Source organism: Rhodoferax antarcticus ANT.BR (genome assembly GCF_001938565.1).
Taxonomy (GTDB): domain Bacteria; phylum Pseudomonadota; class Gammaproteobacteria; order Burkholderiales; family Burkholderiaceae_C; genus Rhodoferax; species Rhodoferax antarcticus.
Genome location: NZ_MSYM01000017.1, coordinates 234,332 through 249,873, shown reverse-complemented (window position 1 = coordinate 249,873; position 15,542 = coordinate 234,332). Strand labels below are relative to the sequence as shown.

10 protein-coding genes, 2 tRNA genes and 1 pseudogene are annotated in these 15,542 nt (G+C 58.5%); 5 read left to right on the top strand and 8 right to left on the bottom strand.

The annotated features are described in order from the left end of the window. Positions 1-46: 46 nt before the first annotated feature. The 3 genes and pseudogenes from BLL52_RS16075 to BLL52_RS16070 form a co-directional block, all read right to left on the bottom strand. Positions 47-559, bottom strand: a pseudogene (locus BLL52_RS16075) (class I SAM-dependent methyltransferase); the annotation flags it as partial. Beyond that, a complete protein-coding gene (locus BLL52_RS21780) occupies positions 556-681 on the bottom strand; it encodes a hypothetical protein (protein ID WP_264567884.1) in 126 nt (41 codons plus the stop codon). The pseudogene BLL52_RS16075 and the gene BLL52_RS21780, both read right to left, overlap by 4 nt. Positions 682-694: 13 nt before the next feature. After that, positions 695-1,915, bottom strand: a complete 1,221-nt coding sequence (locus BLL52_RS16070; protein WP_075587712.1) for an MFS transporter — start codon at positions 1,913-1,915, stop codon at positions 695-697. Positions 1,916-2,083: 168 nt separating this feature from the next. Between BLL52_RS16070 and BLL52_RS16065 the strand changes: the two genes are divergently transcribed. Beyond that, complete coding sequence (locus tag BLL52_RS16065; protein WP_075587654.1) at positions 2,084-4,054, top strand: DNA topoisomerase IV subunit B; 1,971 nt, start codon at positions 2,084-2,086, stop codon at positions 4,052-4,054. A gap of 578 nt (positions 4,055-4,632) precedes the next feature. Further along, entirely contained in the window at positions 4,633-7,035 is a 2,403-nt protein-coding gene (gene parC, locus BLL52_RS16060) for a DNA topoisomerase IV subunit A (protein ID WP_075587653.1), read from the top strand. Between the two features lie 142 nt (positions 7,036-7,177). Here the strand turns inward: parC and BLL52_RS16055 are convergent, their stop codons facing one another. From BLL52_RS16055 to BLL52_RS16040, 4 genes are all read right to left on the bottom strand, one after another. After that, entirely contained in the window at positions 7,178-7,531 is a 354-nt protein-coding gene (locus tag BLL52_RS16055) for a carboxymuconolactone decarboxylase family protein (protein ID WP_075587652.1), read from the bottom strand. 118 nt (positions 7,532-7,649) lie between these two features. Beyond that, positions 7,650-9,995: an RNA polymerase sigma factor RpoD gene (gene rpoD, locus BLL52_RS16050; RefSeq protein ID WP_075587651.1), complete on the bottom strand. Its 2,346-nt coding sequence runs from the start codon at positions 9,993-9,995 to the stop codon at positions 7,650-7,652. 247 nt (positions 9,996-10,242) lie between these two features. Next, positions 10,243-12,111, bottom strand: coding sequence for a DNA primase (dnaG, locus tag BLL52_RS16045; protein WP_075587650.1), 1,869 nt, complete (start codon positions 12,109-12,111; stop codon positions 10,243-10,245). Between the two features lie 90 nt (positions 12,112-12,201). Continuing rightward, on the bottom strand, positions 12,202-12,960 hold the full coding sequence (locus BLL52_RS16040; RefSeq protein ID WP_075587649.1) for a 3-hydroxyacyl-CoA dehydrogenase: 759 nt from the start codon (positions 12,958-12,960) through the stop codon (positions 12,202-12,204). 134 nt (positions 12,961-13,094) lie between these two features. On the opposite strand from BLL52_RS16040, the gene BLL52_RS16035 reads away from it, so the two are divergent. The 3 genes from BLL52_RS16035 to rimO all read left to right on the top strand — a co-directional run bounded on the left by BLL52_RS16035 (position 13,095) and on the right by rimO (position 15,331). Further along, positions 13,095-13,171: transfer RNA gene (locus tag BLL52_RS16035), tRNA-Val, on the top strand. A 207-nt stretch (positions 13,172-13,378) separates the two neighbouring features. Continuing rightward, entirely contained in the window at positions 13,379-13,918 is a 540-nt protein-coding gene (gene phaR, locus BLL52_RS16030) for a polyhydroxyalkanoate synthesis repressor PhaR (RefSeq protein ID WP_075587648.1), read from the top strand. Between the two features lie 18 nt (positions 13,919-13,936). After that, positions 13,937-15,331 (top strand): 30S ribosomal protein S12 methylthiotransferase RimO, encoded by a 1,395-nt coding sequence (gene rimO / locus BLL52_RS16025; RefSeq protein ID WP_075587647.1) that lies wholly within the window; start codon positions 13,937-13,939, stop codon positions 15,329-15,331. Positions 15,332-15,442: 111 nt separating this feature from the next. On the opposite strand, the gene BLL52_RS16020 is transcribed toward rimO, so the two are convergent. Then, positions 15,443-15,527: transfer RNA gene (locus tag BLL52_RS16020), tRNA-Leu, on the bottom strand. Positions 15,528-15,542 lie beyond the last annotated feature (15 nt).

The window sequence follows — 15,542 nt, the reverse complement described above, 5'->3', positions numbered from 1 at the left end:
CAGGGTTAGCCCGATATTCTAGCGAGTGAGGGGCGAACGCTATTAAGGGGCTTGCAGCGCCAATGCGCTGAACAACGCGCGCCGGATTCGACAAAAAACCGGCTTCATACGCCACCACCTCCAGACCGGCGCAGACACGCAGCAGTTCGCCAGGTTGCAGCAAAAAGTCGGGTCGCGTCGGCTTTCCCAGTGTCTCGTTGCCCATGGCAAAGGTTTCATACAGCAGCAAACCACCGGGTGCCAGACTGGCCAGCAAGGTCGGAAACAGCGGCCGCCACAGGTAGTTGGTGACGACGACGACATCAAATTTCCTGGGCTGACCCGCGTCCAACAGCGGCCAGGCGGCGTTTTCGATGTCTGCTTTCAGGCAAGTGCCGTAAGCGCTGGCGGCAACGACAGCCTCCGGGGAGCTGTCCAGCCCGGTGACTTGGCAGCCGAGCCCAGCAAACCAAGCCATGTGCCGCCCCGAGCCGCAGGCCACATCCAGCACGCTGCTGCCCGCTTTGACCAGATGCGACCAGCGCCTGACCCAGGCTGAGGGTTCGCGTGCGCCGCTCAAAAGCAGCCCCACACCTGGTTGGCCATGCTCATCACAAAATCGCCATGCCCGTAAAAACTGAACACCGCAGCCAGCACCCCTAGGGCGGCGGCCGTCAGCATGAGTTTGGTGAAAATGCGCATGAACACAGTGCTTTCAGGCAGCCTGGGGTGCCGGGCTGCGGAAAATGGCAGCCTCTTTGATCGGCAAGTTCAGCAGCGCCGCCAGCACACCCAAGGCGATGGCGATGTACCAGACGATGTCGTAACTGCCGGTGCGGTCATACAGCACACCGCCCAGCCAGACCCCAAGAAATGAGCCGACCTGGTGGCCGAAAAACACAAACCCGCCAAGCATCGACAAATGCGCTACGCCGAATATTTGCGCCACTGCCGCATTGGTGAGTGGGACGGTTGACAGCCACAGCAAGCCCATCACCGCTGAGAAGACGTAGACGCTCACCGGCGACAGTGGCACCAGCAAAAAGACGCTGATCACCACCGCACGGGTGAAGTAAATGAACGCCAGAATGTTTTTCTTCGGCAGGCGCTGCCCCAGAGTGCCTGCAATGTAAGTGCCAAACACGTTGAACAGCCCAATCAGCGCCAGTGAATAGCTCGCCACCTGGGGTGACAGACCGTGGTCTTTCAGGTAGCTGGGCATGTGCACGCCGATGAACACCACCTGAAAGCCGCAAACAAAATAGCCCGCCATCAGCAACTGAAAACTGCGGTAGCCAAGGGCCTCGCGCAGCGCCTGCATGATGGACTGCTCGCGAAAGTGCCCGGCACCGCCTCTGAAATCAGGCTCGCGCAGCCACCAGGCCAGCGGCGCCATCAGCAGCGCACCCAGCGCCAGTGCCACCAGCGCCTCTTGCCAGCCCAGACGGTCAATCAGAAAACCCTCGGTGGGCACCATCAGAAACTGGCCAAACGAGCCTGCCGCAGCCGCAATGCCCATAGCCCAGGAGCGCTTGCTGGCGGGCACATTACGGCCAATCACGCCGTACACAATGGCATAGGTGGTGCCCGCTTGCGCCAGTCCGATCAGCACCCCAGCGGTGAGGGCGAACCCAAAAGCTGTAGTGGCGTAGGCCATGCCTACCAACCCCAGCGCGTAAAAAACCGTGCCGGTCACAATCACCCGAAACGCGCCAAAGCGATCCGCCAACATGCCGGCAAAAATGCCCGCAATCCCCCAAGTCAGATTCTGTAATGCCAGGGCAAAGGCAAAGGTTTCGCGGCTCCAGTCTTGGTCTTGGGTGATGGGCTGCAGCCACAAGCCAAAACCGTGGCGAATGCCCATAGAGACGGTCACGATGGCGGCACTGCAGATCAGAATCTGGTTTAAAGAGAGTTTTCGGGCGCTAAGAGGCATGGTGCGAATATAGCGAATCAGCACACAAGTTTTGCAGCAAGGGATGGTGATCAGGACGGTGTTTGCAGGGATGGTTGGGCGGCTCCGAGCTGGCTGGCACGCCTATTTTCTTTGGTTAACTGGGGTTGCATCCAGTGAAAAAGCGGCCCGTCACTACAATCGCCCGCCATGGCAACCAAACCCAATCTCGAATACTCTGAAGGCTCGATCCGCGTGTTGAAAGGGCTGGAGCCCGTCAAACAGCGCCCGGGCATGTACACCCGCACTGATAACCCGATGCACATCATCCAGGAAGTGCTCGACAACGCCGCCGATGAAGCCCTGGCTGGTCATGGCAAAAAAATCAAGGTGACGGTGCACGTTGATGGCTCAGTCAGCATCGAAGACGATGGCCGCGGCATCCCGTTTGGCCTGCACCCGACCGAGAACGCGCCGGTGATCGAACTGGTGTTTACCCAGTTGCACGCCGGTGGCAAGTTTGACAAGGGCAAGGGCGGTGCCTACAGCTTTTCTGGCGGCTTGCATGGCGTGGGTGTGAGTGTGACCAACGCGTTGAGCACCCGGCTCGAAGCCACCACTTACCGTGAAAACCAGGTGGCGCGGCTGGTGTTTTCGGGCGGTGATGTGATTGAGCCCCTGACCGTGCGCCCTGCAGGCGACGGCGAGCGCCGTAGCGGCACGCTGGTGCGCGTCTGGCCAGACGCCAAATATTTCGAGTCGATGACCTTGCCGATGGCCCATTTGGAACACCTGCTGCGCAGCAAGGCGGTGCTGATGCCTGGTGTGACGGTGTCGCTGCTACAGGAAAAGACCAAAGAAGCCCAAACCTGGGTGTTCAAGGGCGGCCTGCGTGACTACCTGACGCAAACCCTGGCGGGTGAGCCGATCATTCCGGTGCTGGAAGGCGAAGGTTTTGCCGATGCCCAGCACGACAGTTTTGCCGACGGAGAAGGCGCTGCCTGGTGCGTGGCCTTCACCGAAGACGGCCAGCCAGTGCGGGAAAGCTATGTCAACCTGATTCCCACCACCGCGGGCGGCACGCATGAGTCCGGTCTGCGTGACGGGCTGTTTACGGCGGTGAAAAGTTTTGTGGAACTCCATTCGCTGCTGCCCAAAGGCGTCAAGCTGTTGCCCGATGATGTGTTTGCGCGCGCCAGCTATGTGCTGTCCACCAAGGTGCTGGACCCGCAGTTTCAGGGCCAGATCAAGGAGCGCCTCAATTCGCGTGACGCGGTGCGGCTGGTGTCGAGCTTTGTGCGCCCAGCGCTGGAGTTGTGGCTGAACCAGAACGTGGAGCACGGCAAAAAACTGGCCGAACTCGCTATCAAAGCCGCGCAAAGCCGTCAGAAAGCCGGCCAGAAGGTCGAAAAGCGCAAGGGCTCGGGTGTGGCGGTGTTGCCAGGCAAGCTGACCGACTGCGAAAGCCGCGACATCACCGAGAACGAGGTGTTTCTGGTAGAAGGCGACTCCGCCGGTGGCAGCGCCAAGATGGGTCGCAACAAGGAAAGCCAGGCGGTGCTGCCGTTGCGCGGCAAAGTGCTCAACACCTGGGAGGTCGAGCGCGACCGGCTGTTTGCCAACAACGAAATTCACGATATTTCTGTGGCTATCGGTGTGGACCCGCATGGCCCCAATGACACGCCCGACCTGAGCGGCCTGCGTTACGGCAAGATTTGTATCCTGAGTGATGCTGATGTGGATGGCTCGCACATTCAGGTGCTGCTGCTCACGCTATTTTTCAAACACTTTCCCAAGCTGGTGGATGCGGGGCACATTTTTGTGGCGCGTCCGCCGCTGTTTCGGGTGGACGCGCCGGCGCGTGGCAAGAAGCCCGCGTCCAAGGCCTATGCGCTGGATGACGGTGAGTTGACGGCGATTCTGGACAAACTGCGCAAGGAAGGTGTGCGCGAGGGCGCCTGGAGCATCAGCCGCTTCAAGGGCCTGGGTGAGATGAACGCCGAGCAGTTGTGGGACACCACGCTGAACCCCGACACCCGCCGTTTGCTGCCAGTGCACTTGGGTGCGATAGATTTTGCGCAGACCTCGGCGCTGATGACCAAACTGATGGGCAAGGGGGAAGCCGCTGCCCGGCGCGAGTTGATGGAACTGCATGGGGATTCAGTAGAGGTGGATATTTAGCTTCTATTTTTATAGCTGCTTGCGCTTATTGCATAAGGGCTAGAGGCTTATTTCTTATATGAAATTTTGTTTTGGCTGGGTGGCGTTTGATGTTTGAGAGGGTGGTGCTTTTCGCGTTGCTTGAGCTGCTGGAACGCTTGGGTACGGTTTTGGTGTGCGCTGCACAGCGGCCGGATTTGGCGGGCTCCGCATACTGGGGTACCAGAAATTGTCGCCCGCCAAATCCGGCCACTGCGCGACGATCGGTTTGCGACGTGCCTCTAAAGCCAAGACATTTAATAGTTTCCAAAGACCAGCACCTTCCAGCGCAGGCACTTCAAGCATGTTTTTCGGGTCGTGCCTTCAGTGCATTGAGACTATGCCCACCACACACTCGAAGCAGTAAGGGGTATGGGCGGCTGACGATTTCTGGTACTCCAGTATGAGAAAGCCCCCATACCCCTTGCGGCGTAGCGCTGACCAACAGGCCACCAGACAAAGAACATTCAGAAGTACACCGACAGCAACTCGCTAACTGACGACCGTCACCGAAGCAGCGTCTAGCCCCAACTATTCAAAAAAATTCAATCGACTGACTTATGACCGACCAACCCATCATTGATTTGCTGACGCCTTCAGAACCAGGCAGTGACGACGAGCTGAATCTGGCCAGCTATGCCCAGCGCGCCTACCTTGAGTACGCCCTGAGCGTGGTCAAGGGCCGCGCCTTGCCCGATGTGTGCGACGGCCAAAAGCCGGTGCAGCGGCGCATTCTTTACGCCATGTCGCGCATGGGCCTGGGCTTTGGCGGGACCAATGGCAACGTCGGCGCCAAGCCGGTCAAGTGTGCGCGCGTGGTGGGCGATGTGCTGGGGCGCTACCACCCGCACGGCGACAGCGCCGCGTATGACGCGCTGGTGCGCATGGCGCAGGACTTTTCGCAGCGCTACCCGCTGATTGACGGCCAGGGCAACTTTGGCTCCCGGGACGGCGACGGTGCTGCTGCCATGCGTTACACCGAAGCACGGCTGGCGAAAATCACCAGCCTGCTGCTCGACGAAATCGACGAAGGCACGGTCGATTTCACCCCCAATTACGATGGCTCAACCGAAGAACCGCGCCGGTTACCCGCACGCCTGCCGTTTGCGCTGCTTAACGGTGCCAGCGGCATTGCAGTCGGTTTGGCCACTGAAATCCCCAGCCACAACCTGCGCGAAGTGGCCGATGCCTGCGTGGCGCTGATCAAGTCACCCACGCTCACTGAAGACGAGTTGTTCGCGTTGGTGCCCGGCCCGGACTACCCCGGCGGCGGCCAGATCATCAGCAGCGCGGGCGACATTGCCGATGCCTACCGCAGCGGTCGCGGCTCCCTCAAATGCCGTGCGCGCTGGAAGATTGAAGACCTGGCGCGCGGCCAGTGGCAACTGGTGGTGACCGAATTGCCGCCCGGCGTCAGCACCCAGCGCGTGCTCGAAGAAATCGAAGACATCAGCAACCCCAAGGTGAAGGCGGGCAAGAAGGCCTTGAGCCTGGAGCAAAACCAGCTCAAGGCCACGCTGCTGTCGGTGCTGGACGGCGTGCGCGACGAGTCCAGCAAGGACGCGGCTGTGCGCTTGGTGTGTGAGCCCAAAACCAGCCGCATCAGCCAGCAGGAGCTGATCAATACACTGCTGGCCCATACCAGCCTGGAGACCAGCAGCCCAATCAACCTGACCATGATCGGTCTGGATGGCCGGCCCACGCAAAAGTCGCTGCGCCAGATGTTCACCGAGTGGATTGCGTTTCGCCAAACCACCATTGAGCGGCGTTCGCGCCATCGGCTGAACAAGGTGCTGGAGCGCATCCACATCCTGGAGGGCCGGGCGCTGGTGCTGCTCAATATTGACGAGGTGATCGCCATCATCCGCCAGGCGGACGACCCGAAGGCGGCGCTGATCGAGCGCTTCAAGCTGTCCTCCGCCCAAGCTGAAGACATTCTCGAAATCCGCCTGCGCCAATTGGCCCGGCTGGAAGCCATCAAGATTGAGCAGGAACTTAGCACGCTGCGCACTGAGCGGCAAAAGCTGGAAGAGATTCTGGGCAGCCCGGCCACATTGCGCCGCCTGATGATCAAGGAAATCGAGCTTGATGCCAAAACCTTTGCCGACCCGCGCCGCACGTTGATCCAGGCTGAAAAGAAAGTGGTTCTTGAAGTCAAAGTGGTGGACGAGCCCGTCACCGTGGTCGTCAGTCAAAAAGGCTGGGTGCGTGCGCAAAAAGGCTGGGCCAAGGACAAGGTCGCCGCAGCCGCAACCAATGGCACCAGCAGCGCCACACCTGCCGACTTCACCTTCAAGGCCGGCGACGCGCTGTACGGCAGCTTTGAATGCCGCACCGTGGACACCCTGCTGGCCTTTGGCTCCAACGGACGGGTGTATTCGGTGCCGCTGTCACTGCTGCCCGGTGGCCGCGGCGACGGTCAACCCATCACCAGCCTGATCGAGCTGGAGGCCGGGACACAACTGCTCTACTACTTTGCCGGTCCAGCCAGTGCCAGCTTGCTGCTGTGCAGTTCGGGCGGCTATGGCTTCATGGCAACGGTCGAGCAGATGACATCCAAGTTCAAGGCGGGCAAGGCATTTGTGACGGTCAATGCGGGCGAAACCCTGTGCGCGCCTTCGGTGGTGGTTTGCGACGCTGGCTCGGTGCCGCTGCCCGCAGCCAGCCATGTGGCCTGTGCGTCAACCGGTGGGCGCATTCTGAGCTTTGAGCTCAGTGAGTTGCGCACCATGCCCAACGGCGGGCGTGGCCTGATGCTGATTGACCTGGAAGACAAAGACACGCTGGCGGGGGCTTGCGCCTACATCCGCAGCGTCAGCATCGAAGGGCTGGGCAGAAGCGGCAAACCGCGCGAGGAAACCCTGGAGATCCGCAGCCTGAACAATGCCCGCGCGGTGCGTGGCCGTAAAGGCAAGCTCGCCGACCTGGGCTTTAAGCCGCAGCGCGTGAGTCGGGTGCTGTAAAAGCGATCTCATTGCTACAAATAAAAGAGCTTCTAATCCTTATTTTATAAGGGCTAGAAGCTCTTTTTGTGCTTGATGGCAAGAGACTTGGCTCTTGCCCGGTGCGATGCGGCAGGCGGTTTTTAGGCGACCGACTTCAAGCTCAGGCAGCCGGGCCGGTGATCTCGTCCCAGGCGCTCAGAGCGTCTGCCACCATCATCAGTCCGGGGCCGCCTGCCATGTAAATGCACACGTTCAAAGTTTCCTCGAACTCGGCGCGGGTGCAACCCAAGCGCTGCAGTGCCTTGATGTGAAAGGCGATGCAACCCCCGCAATGCGAGGTGATGCCAATGGCCAGCGCAATCAGTTCCTTTTGCTTGGCACTCACAGCGCCTTCAGCCATGGCCGCTTTGGCCATCTGGCCGAATCCCAGCATGGTTTCGCTTTGGGTTTTGCGAAACGGGCCCAAGTGCTCGTTAATGCCTTGCATCAGGTTTTTGGCTTCGAATGTGTGCATGGGTAACTCCTTCATTGAAAAAAATCAGAAAAATTTAAAAAATGGGTCGACGTGTAGTCGCCTGAACTGAGCCACAGCGCCGTGTTGATGCACTTTGTGGCTTGTGACTGCAGACGCTTTACAGGTTGTCAGTAAAGCTGCGCAGCTTGTCGGAGCGGCTGGGGTGTTTGAGCTTGCGCAGCGCCTTAGCCTCAATCTGGCGGATGCGTTCACGCGTCACGTCAAATTGTTTGCCGACTTCTTCGAGCGTGTGGTCGTTGGTCATCTCGATACCAAAACGCATGCGCAGCACTTTGGCTTCGCGCGGGGTCAGGCTGTCGAGGATGTCTTTGACCACATCGCGCAGGCCGGCTTGCATGGCCGCTTCCATCGGCGCGGTGTTAGCACCGTCTTCGATGAAGTCACCTAAGTGGCTGTCGTCATCGTCGCCAATCGGGGTTTCCATCGAAATGGGTTCCTTGGCGATTTTCATGATCTTGCGGATCTTGTCCTCGGGGATTTCCATGCGCTCGGCCAACACGGAGGCATCGGGCTCGTAACCAAATTCCTGCAGGTGCTGGCGGCTGATGCGGTTCATCTTGTTAATGGTTTCGATCATGTGCACCGGAATGCGGATGGTGCGCGCCTGGTCCGCAATGGAGCGAGTGATCGCCTGGCGTATCCACCAGGTGGCGTAGGTACTGAATTTGTAGCCGCGACGGTATTCAAATTTGTCCACTGCCTTCATCAGCCCAATGTTGCCCTCCTGGATCAGATCCAGGAACTGCAGGCCGCGGTTGGTGTACTTTTTGGCAATCGAGATGACCAGGCGCAAGTTGGCCTCGATCATTTCTTTTTTGGCGGCGCGTGAGGCGTATTCGCCTTCATTCATGCGCTTGTTGATGTCTTTGAGCTTGTCCAGCGGCACCACCACTTTGGCCTGCATGTCCGTCAGACGCTGCTGCAACTCCTGAACCGGCGGAATGTTGCGGCCCATGGTTGCGCTCCATAGCTTGCCGGTCGCCGCATGCTTCTCGATCCATTTCTGGTCGAGCAAATGGCTGGCCACCTTGTTGTGGTGCTTGTCACGACCGCTGAAGTCGGCAATGAAACTGGCTTGCGGGTAGCCGCATTTGTCCACGATGATGCGGCGCAGTTCGCGTTCTTTCTTGCGCACGTCATCGACCTGGCCACGCACCATGTCGCAGAGTTTTTCGATGGTCTTGGCGGTGAAGCGGATCGACATCAGCTCATCGGACAAGGCGCGCTGGGTCTTCAGGTAGCTAGGGCTGCCGTAGCCTTCCTTGTCGTTGATGGTGTGGATCTGACCGAAATAATCGCGCATCCGATCGAAGCGGCTCATGGCTTCTTTTTTCAATTCTTCAAGCTTTTTCGTCAGCGCTTTTGAGCCACCCTTGCCGTCGTCGTCGTCGTCCGCGTCAAATTCGTCAAAGTCTTCTTCGGCCACATAGTCGTCGGCCTCGTTGGGGTTGGTGAAACCGTCAACGATGGTGGTGATCACCACCTTGTCACTGCGGATGTCTTCGCCAAGCGCCAGGATGACCTCAATGGTGGCGGGCGAGGCGGAAATAGCTTCCATCATCGCCATCAGGCCGCCTTCGATGCGCTTGGCAATCTCGATCTCGCCCTCGCGGGTGAGCAACTCGACCGTGCCCATCTCGCGCATGTACATGCGCACCGGGTCGGTGGTGCGGCCAAACTCGCTGTCCACCGTGGACAGCGCCGCTTCGGCTTCTTCCTCAGCTTCTTCTTCGGTGGCAGCGGTGGGGCCGTTCTGGTTCAACAACAGCGTTTCGGCATCCGGCGTGTGCTCGTAGACGGCGACACCCATGTCATTGAGCATTGAGATCACCACTTCTAGGGTTTCCGCATCCACCAGCTTGTCGGGCAGGTGATCGGAAATTTCGCCGTGGGTCAGGTAGCCGCGTGTTTTGCCGAGCTTGAGCAGGGCTTTGAGGCTCAGGCGGCGTTTGACGACTTCTTCTTCTGACAGGACGGTCTCGTCCAGGCCAAATTCTTTCATCAAGGCGCGCTCTTTGGCCTTGCTAATCTTCATGCGCAAGGGTTTGACTTTTTCTACTGTCTCGACAACTTCTGGGGTTTCTGCAACGGGTTCACCCGCCAAGTCTTCCTCAATGTCGGACATGTCCATGTCATCGACCGAGGCAGCATCTTTGCCAGCCTTGGGTTTGCGACCGCGCTTGGCACCGGCGGTGGCAGCGGTGGGCACGCCTGCGGTTGTGGCAGCGGCAGCCTTGGGTGCCTTGGGTGCCTTGGCGGCTTTGGTCTTCACAACCGGTTTGGCAACAGGCTCGACCTTGATTTCTTCAACGACAGCTTTGACTTTGGACTTGGATACGGGCACGACGGGCTCTTTCGGTGTAGTAGGTTTGCTGGCTGTTTTTTTGACAGCGCTGGTCTTGGCTGCAGGTGCGGCAGGCGTCTTTGACTTGGAAGCAGGCATGTAGAAACCTTAAAACGAAGAAAGTGAAACGCTGCGGGCGGACCAGCGGCTGGAAAAACATCGCAAAAAATGGGCAATGTCCGGCAAGACGGGTGGGCGAACATTTGGTATGCAGTCCTTGCGGCAAAGTGACCAGATGCATCTGTACGCATCATGTTGGCCGGGTCCGGAGGTGCTGCTGTCGCGCTTGCCTGAGCGAAAGCGCCGGATTATACCTTTTCGGCGGTGTGAGCTTCTGAGATGGTGCCTATGCCGCAGGTTTCAAGGCCTTGCGTCTGATCAGAAATTCTCGGTAACGCTGCAGCGCAGAGGGATCGGCCTTGGAGGCTTCAAGCGCCTCGGTCTCTGCCACTTTGAGCTGGTCAATCAACATCAGGTTGAGCAACCGGCGCAATTCGTTGGCCGCTTCAGCCGCGTCGTCGTCCACACCCAGTTCATGGCCGGCCATCAGCTTCAAGGCAAAGGCCTCACTCTCGTGGCCTTGCAGCCCTTCGCGCAGCGCCACCCAGGGTTGCGCGCCGTGCTCATGAAACTGCGCTTCCAGCCAGGCAAACAGCGGCCCGTAAGGCGCCTCCAGGCCACACAGCAGGCCGTGGTCTTCGCCAGACAGGGCATCGAGTGCGGCCATGTTGTCCAGCAGGATACGGGCGGCGTGATCGGCGCGGCTGGCGGGCAGGCGGCTATTGCCGATGGGGCGTGGATTGCTTTTGGATTTATATGATTTAGGGCTGTAGCCACCGTCCTTGTTGCGGTAGTCACTATCATTTTGATAGTTTTCCCTGCGTGCGCGTTGCGACTTGGCTTTGGTTTGTGCCGGGTACCACACGTCGGTGAGTTCGCGGCTGGAGAGTTGCACCAGATCGGCGATCTCAGTCAGCAACTGCTGCTTCAGGGCACCAGCCGGCAACAACTCCCACAGCGGTTTGGCATTGCTGGACAGGTGCGAGCGCCCCTCGGCGGTGTGCAGATCACAGCCGTCACGGGCAGCGTCCAGCAAAAAGCGGCTCAAGGGCACGGCTTCGCTGACATAGCGGGCAAATGCCTCCTTGCCATGTTCGCGGATAAAGCTGTCGGGGTCGTGCTCGGGCGGCAAAAAGAGGAACTTGATGCTGCGCACATCGCTGGCCAATGGCAGGGCGGCGTCCAGCGCCTTGCGTGCAGCACGTCGGCCTGCGCTGTCCCCATCAAAACTGAACACCACCGAATCGGTAAATCGAAACAGCTTGTGCACATGCTCAGCCGTGCAGGCGGTGCCCAGGGTTGCCACTGCGTTGGGAAAACCCAGTTGAGCGAGCGCCACCACGTCCATGTAGCCTTCGGTGACCAGCGCGTAGCCGTGTTCGCGCAAAGCGCCCCGGGCTTCAAACAGGCCGTAGAGTTCGCGGCCTTTGCTGAACACCGGGGTTTCGGGGGAGTTGAGGTACTTGGGTTTGTCGTCCCCCAGCACGCGCCCACCAAAACCGATGCATTCACCCTTGATGTTGCGGATCGGGAACATCACACGGTCGCGAAAGCGGTCGTAGCGTTTGGCTTCTCCGCCGTCTTCCTCGTTCAGGATCACCAGACCGCTTTCGACCAGCAGTGGATCGTCATAGGCCGGGAAGACACTGGCCAGGCTGCGCCAGCCCTCGGGTGCGTAGCCCAGGCCAAACTGTTTGGCCACCACGCCCGACAAACCCCGGCCCTTGAAGTAGCTCACCGCCCGTGGCGAGACTTTCAGGTTTTTTTGGTAGGCATGGCAGGCTTTTTCCAGCACGTCGTTCAGGGTGTGCTGTTTTTGTCGCTGTTCGGCGGCGCGGGCGCGGTCCTGCGGGCTGGCGTCGTCTTCGGGCACCTGCATGCCAAACTGTTGGGCTAAATCTTCTACTGCTTCAACGAAAGTCATGCCCGCGTGTTCCGTCAAGAAACTGATGGCGTCTCCGCTTTTGCCGCAGCCAAAGCAGTGGTAGAACTGCTTGGTCGGGCTGACCGAGAAAGACGGCGACTTTTCGCTGTGAAACGGGCACAGCCCCATGAAATTGGCGCCGCCCTTTTTGAGCTGCACATAGCGGCCAACGATCTCCACCACGTCGGCGCGCGCGAGTAACTCCTGAACAAAGGTATGTGGGATGGACATGGCTCGATTGTAGGAATGCCCGTTTCTCGCTGACCAGAGCGCACGGTTGGGTGGTCAACCGCTGGCGGCGCTGACCGCCGCCCCAAGCGCTTAACGCGGCGCCAGGCGGATGGCACCGTCCAGACGGATCACCTCGCCATTGAGCATGTCGTTCTCGAAAATATGGACTGCAAGCTTGGCATAGTCCTGCGGCGTGCCCAGGCGGGAGGGGAAGGGCACGTTGGCGGCCAGCGCGTCCTGCACCTCTTGCGGCATGCCAAACAACATGGGCGTGCCGAAAATACCCGGGGCAATCGTCATGTTGCGGATGCCGTTGCGCGCCAGATCGCGGGCAATCGGCAGCGTCATACCCACAATGCCGCCTTTGGACGCGGCGTAGGCAGCTTGCCCCATTTGGCCGTCATAGGCAGCGATTGAGGCGGTAGAGATCAGCACCCCACGCTCGCCTGTGGCCTCGGGTTCGTTTTTACTCATCGCATCGGCACACAGACGAATCATGTTGAAGCTGCCGATCAGGTTCACGGTGATGCATTTCTGAAAGCCCGCCAGCGTGTGCGGGCCGTTCTTGCCAATAGTTTTTTCGGCAGGCGCAATGCCGGCGCAGTTCACCAGCCCCATCAACTTGCCCAGCGCGGTGGCTTGGGCCACCACCGCCTGCGCATCTGCCTCGTTGCTAACATCGCATTTGACAAACGCGCCACCAATCTCGCTGGCCACGGCTTGCCCTTTTTCTGTTTGCATGTCAGCGATCACCACAGTGGCGCACTTGGCCGCGAGCGCACGGGCCGTGCCTTCGCCCAGACCCGATGCGCCACCAGTCACAATAAAAACCTTGCCTGCGATATCCATGTGAAAGTCTCCAAAAAAATCGTTGACGTTAACGTAAACGTCAATTATGAAGCGAGTAGAGACAGAAAAATCTGGCAATACGTGGCAGTTGTGCAAAATATTGACGCTATACTTGCGGTTTTCCTGATTTCCTCAGGCGCGTAGCTCAGCTGGTTAGAGCACCACCTTGACATGGTGGGGGTCGTTGGTTCGAGTCCAATCGCGCCTACCAAGGTTTTCTGAATGTGACCAGATTCAGAGTCAACAAACCTTGACGTAATCCTAGTATTTTTGTTTATCTGGTTCAACTGGCGCTCGTCGTGCGTGTAACGGGATGCAGACAGGGGTAAATCTTGACGTCTGGTCCATGGTTGGTCTTTAAAACGATATCAGTCCCAAGTGATTTAACCTTGCTCTAGCCCAGCCCCCAGGATGACCCATGAATAACGCCACCGCAGCGCAGGCGCCAGAACCACAGCGCATCATCAAAAAATATCCTAACCGGCGTCTCTATGACACGGTGACTTCCAGCTATATCACGCTGTCTGAAGTGAAAACGCTGGTGATGAAGCATGAGCCGTTTGAAGTGCTGGACGTCAAAACTGGCGAAAACATCACCCGCAGCATTTTGTTGCAGATTATTCTGGAAGCAGAAGCCAGCGGTTCACCGATGTTTACCGCGCCGGTGCTTGAGAGTTTGATTCGCTTTTATGGCAACGCCATGCAGGGCATGTTGGGCGGTTATCTGGAAAAAAATATTCAGTCGGTGATCGACGTGCAGACGCGCTTTGCAGAACAGTCCAAGGGTTTTACCCCTGAAATGTGGACGCAGTATTTGTCTTTGCAGCCACCGGTTCTGCAAGCCATGATGGGCGGCAGCCTGGAACAGTCGAAAACCATGCTGGCGCAAATGCAAGAGCAGATGCAAAAGCAAACCGGGCAGTTGTTGGGCGCGTTTGGCATCAAAAGCAGTCCCTGATATTTGAACAATCAACGCATGAATAGTGTGACTTCGAGTGGGGCGCAAGCGCCCAAAGTTGGTTTCGTCAGCCTGGGTTGTGCGAAGGCACTGACTGACTCCGAGTTGATTCTGACGCGACTCAGCGCAGAGGGGTACCAAACCGTCAAGACCTTTCAAGGCGCTGATCTGGTGATCGTCAACACCTGTGGCTTCATTGACGACGCCGTCAAGGAAAGCCTGGACACCATCGGCGAAGCGTTGGCTGAAAACGGCAAGGTCATCGTGACCGGCTGCCTGGGTGCCCAGACAGGTGATGCAGGCGGTAACCTGGTGCGCCAGATGCACCCCAGCGTGCTGGCCGTGACCGGCCCGCAAGCCACCCAGGAAGTGATGGACGCCGTGCACGCGCACCTGCCCAAGCCACATGACCCCTTCATGGACCTAGTACCCAATGCGTTTGGCAGCGCGGGCATCAAACTGACACCCAGGCATTACGCCTACATCAAGATCAGCGAAGGTTGCAACCACCGCTGCACCTTTTGCATCATTCCCTCCATGCGGGGCGATCTGGTGTCAAGGCCGATTGGCGATGTGCTCAAAGAAGCGCAGGCACTGTTTGAAGGCGGCGTTAAAGAGTTACTGGTAATCAGCCAAGATACCTCGGCCTATGGGGTGGATGTGCAGTACCGCACCGGGTTCTGGAATGGCAAGCCGATCAAGACACGGCTGTTTGAGCTGACGCAAACGCTGGGCGAGATGGCGCAAACTTATGGTGCCTGGGTGCGTTTGCACTATGTGTACCCGTACCCGAGCGTGGACGACATCCTGCCACTGATGGCTTCTGGTCTGGTGTTGCCGTATCTGGACGTACCGTTTCAACACAGCCACCCGGACGTGCTCAAACGCATGAAACGCCCCGCCAGTGGCGAAAAAAATCTCGAGCGGATCCAGCGCTGGCGCGAGGCCTGCCCCGATATCGTCATTCGCAGCACTTTCATTGCGGGTTTTCCGGGCGAGACGGAAGACGAGTTTGCGCATCTGCTGAATTTCATGCGGGCAGCAAAAATTGACCGCGCCGGTTGTTTTGCGTACAGCCCTGTCAAAGGCGCTGCTGCCAACGATTTGCCAGGCATGTTGCCCGCGGCGGTGCGTGAAGAGCGTCGTGCCGCGTTCATGGCAGTTGCCGAGGAATTGTCCGCCGCCAAACTCCAGCAGCAAGTGGGTGCCACCCTGCAGATTCTGGTGGACCAGGCGCCGGGCCTCGGTAAAAAAGGTGGCTTGGGCCGCTCTTATGCGGATGCGCCTGAGATTGATGGTGTGGTGCGCTTGTTGGCACCCGAGAAAATCAGCAAAACACTCAAGGTGGGCGAATTCACCAAGGCGAGAATTGTTCAGGCTCAAGGCCACGACCTCGTTGCCCAACCGTTTTGACGCACACGTTGACAGCCTTTTCCCAAACAAAAAGGCCACTGTTGTCACAGCGGCCTTTTATTCAAAACCATCGGGTTGTTGGTATTAAAAACAACCCAATTTCATTTATATTGGTGCCCAGGAAGGGACTCGAACCCCCACGAAGTTACTCGCTAGTACCTGAAACTAGTGCGTCTACCAATTCCGCCACCTGGGCATTTCAGGAAAGAAA

Excerpts from the sequence above, each read along its gene's own strand:
- BLL52_RS21780 (WP_264567884.1), bottom strand. The coding sequence starts at position 681 with ATGCGCATTTTCACCAAACTCATGCTGACGGCCGCCGCCCTAGGGGTG.
- BLL52_RS16070 (WP_075587712.1), bottom strand. The coding sequence starts at position 1,915 with ATGCCTCTTAGCGCCCGAAAACTCTCTTTAAACCAGATTCTGATCTGC.
- BLL52_RS16065 (WP_075587654.1), top strand. The coding sequence starts at position 2,084 with ATGGCAACCAAACCCAATCTCGAATACTCTGAAGGCTCGATCCGCGTG.
- parC (WP_075587653.1), top strand. The coding sequence starts at position 4,633 with ATGACCGACCAACCCATCATTGATTTGCTGACGCCTTCAGAACCAGGC.
- BLL52_RS16055 (WP_075587652.1), bottom strand. The coding sequence starts at position 7,531 with ATGCACACATTCGAAGCCAAAAACCTGATGCAAGGCATTAACGAGCAC.
- rpoD (WP_075587651.1), bottom strand. The coding sequence starts at position 9,995 with ATGCCTGCTTCCAAGTCAAAGACGCCTGCCGCACCTGCAGCCAAGACC.
- dnaG (WP_075587650.1), bottom strand. The coding sequence starts at position 12,111 with ATGTCCATCCCACATACCTTTGTTCAGGAGTTACTCGCGCGCGCCGAC.
- BLL52_RS16040 (WP_075587649.1), bottom strand. The coding sequence starts at position 12,960 with ATGGATATCGCAGGCAAGGTTTTTATTGTGACTGGTGGCGCATCGGGT.
- phaR (WP_075587648.1), top strand. The coding sequence starts at position 13,379 with ATGAATAACGCCACCGCAGCGCAGGCGCCAGAACCACAGCGCATCATC.
- rimO (WP_075587647.1), top strand. The coding sequence starts at position 13,937 with ATGAATAGTGTGACTTCGAGTGGGGCGCAAGCGCCCAAAGTTGGTTTC.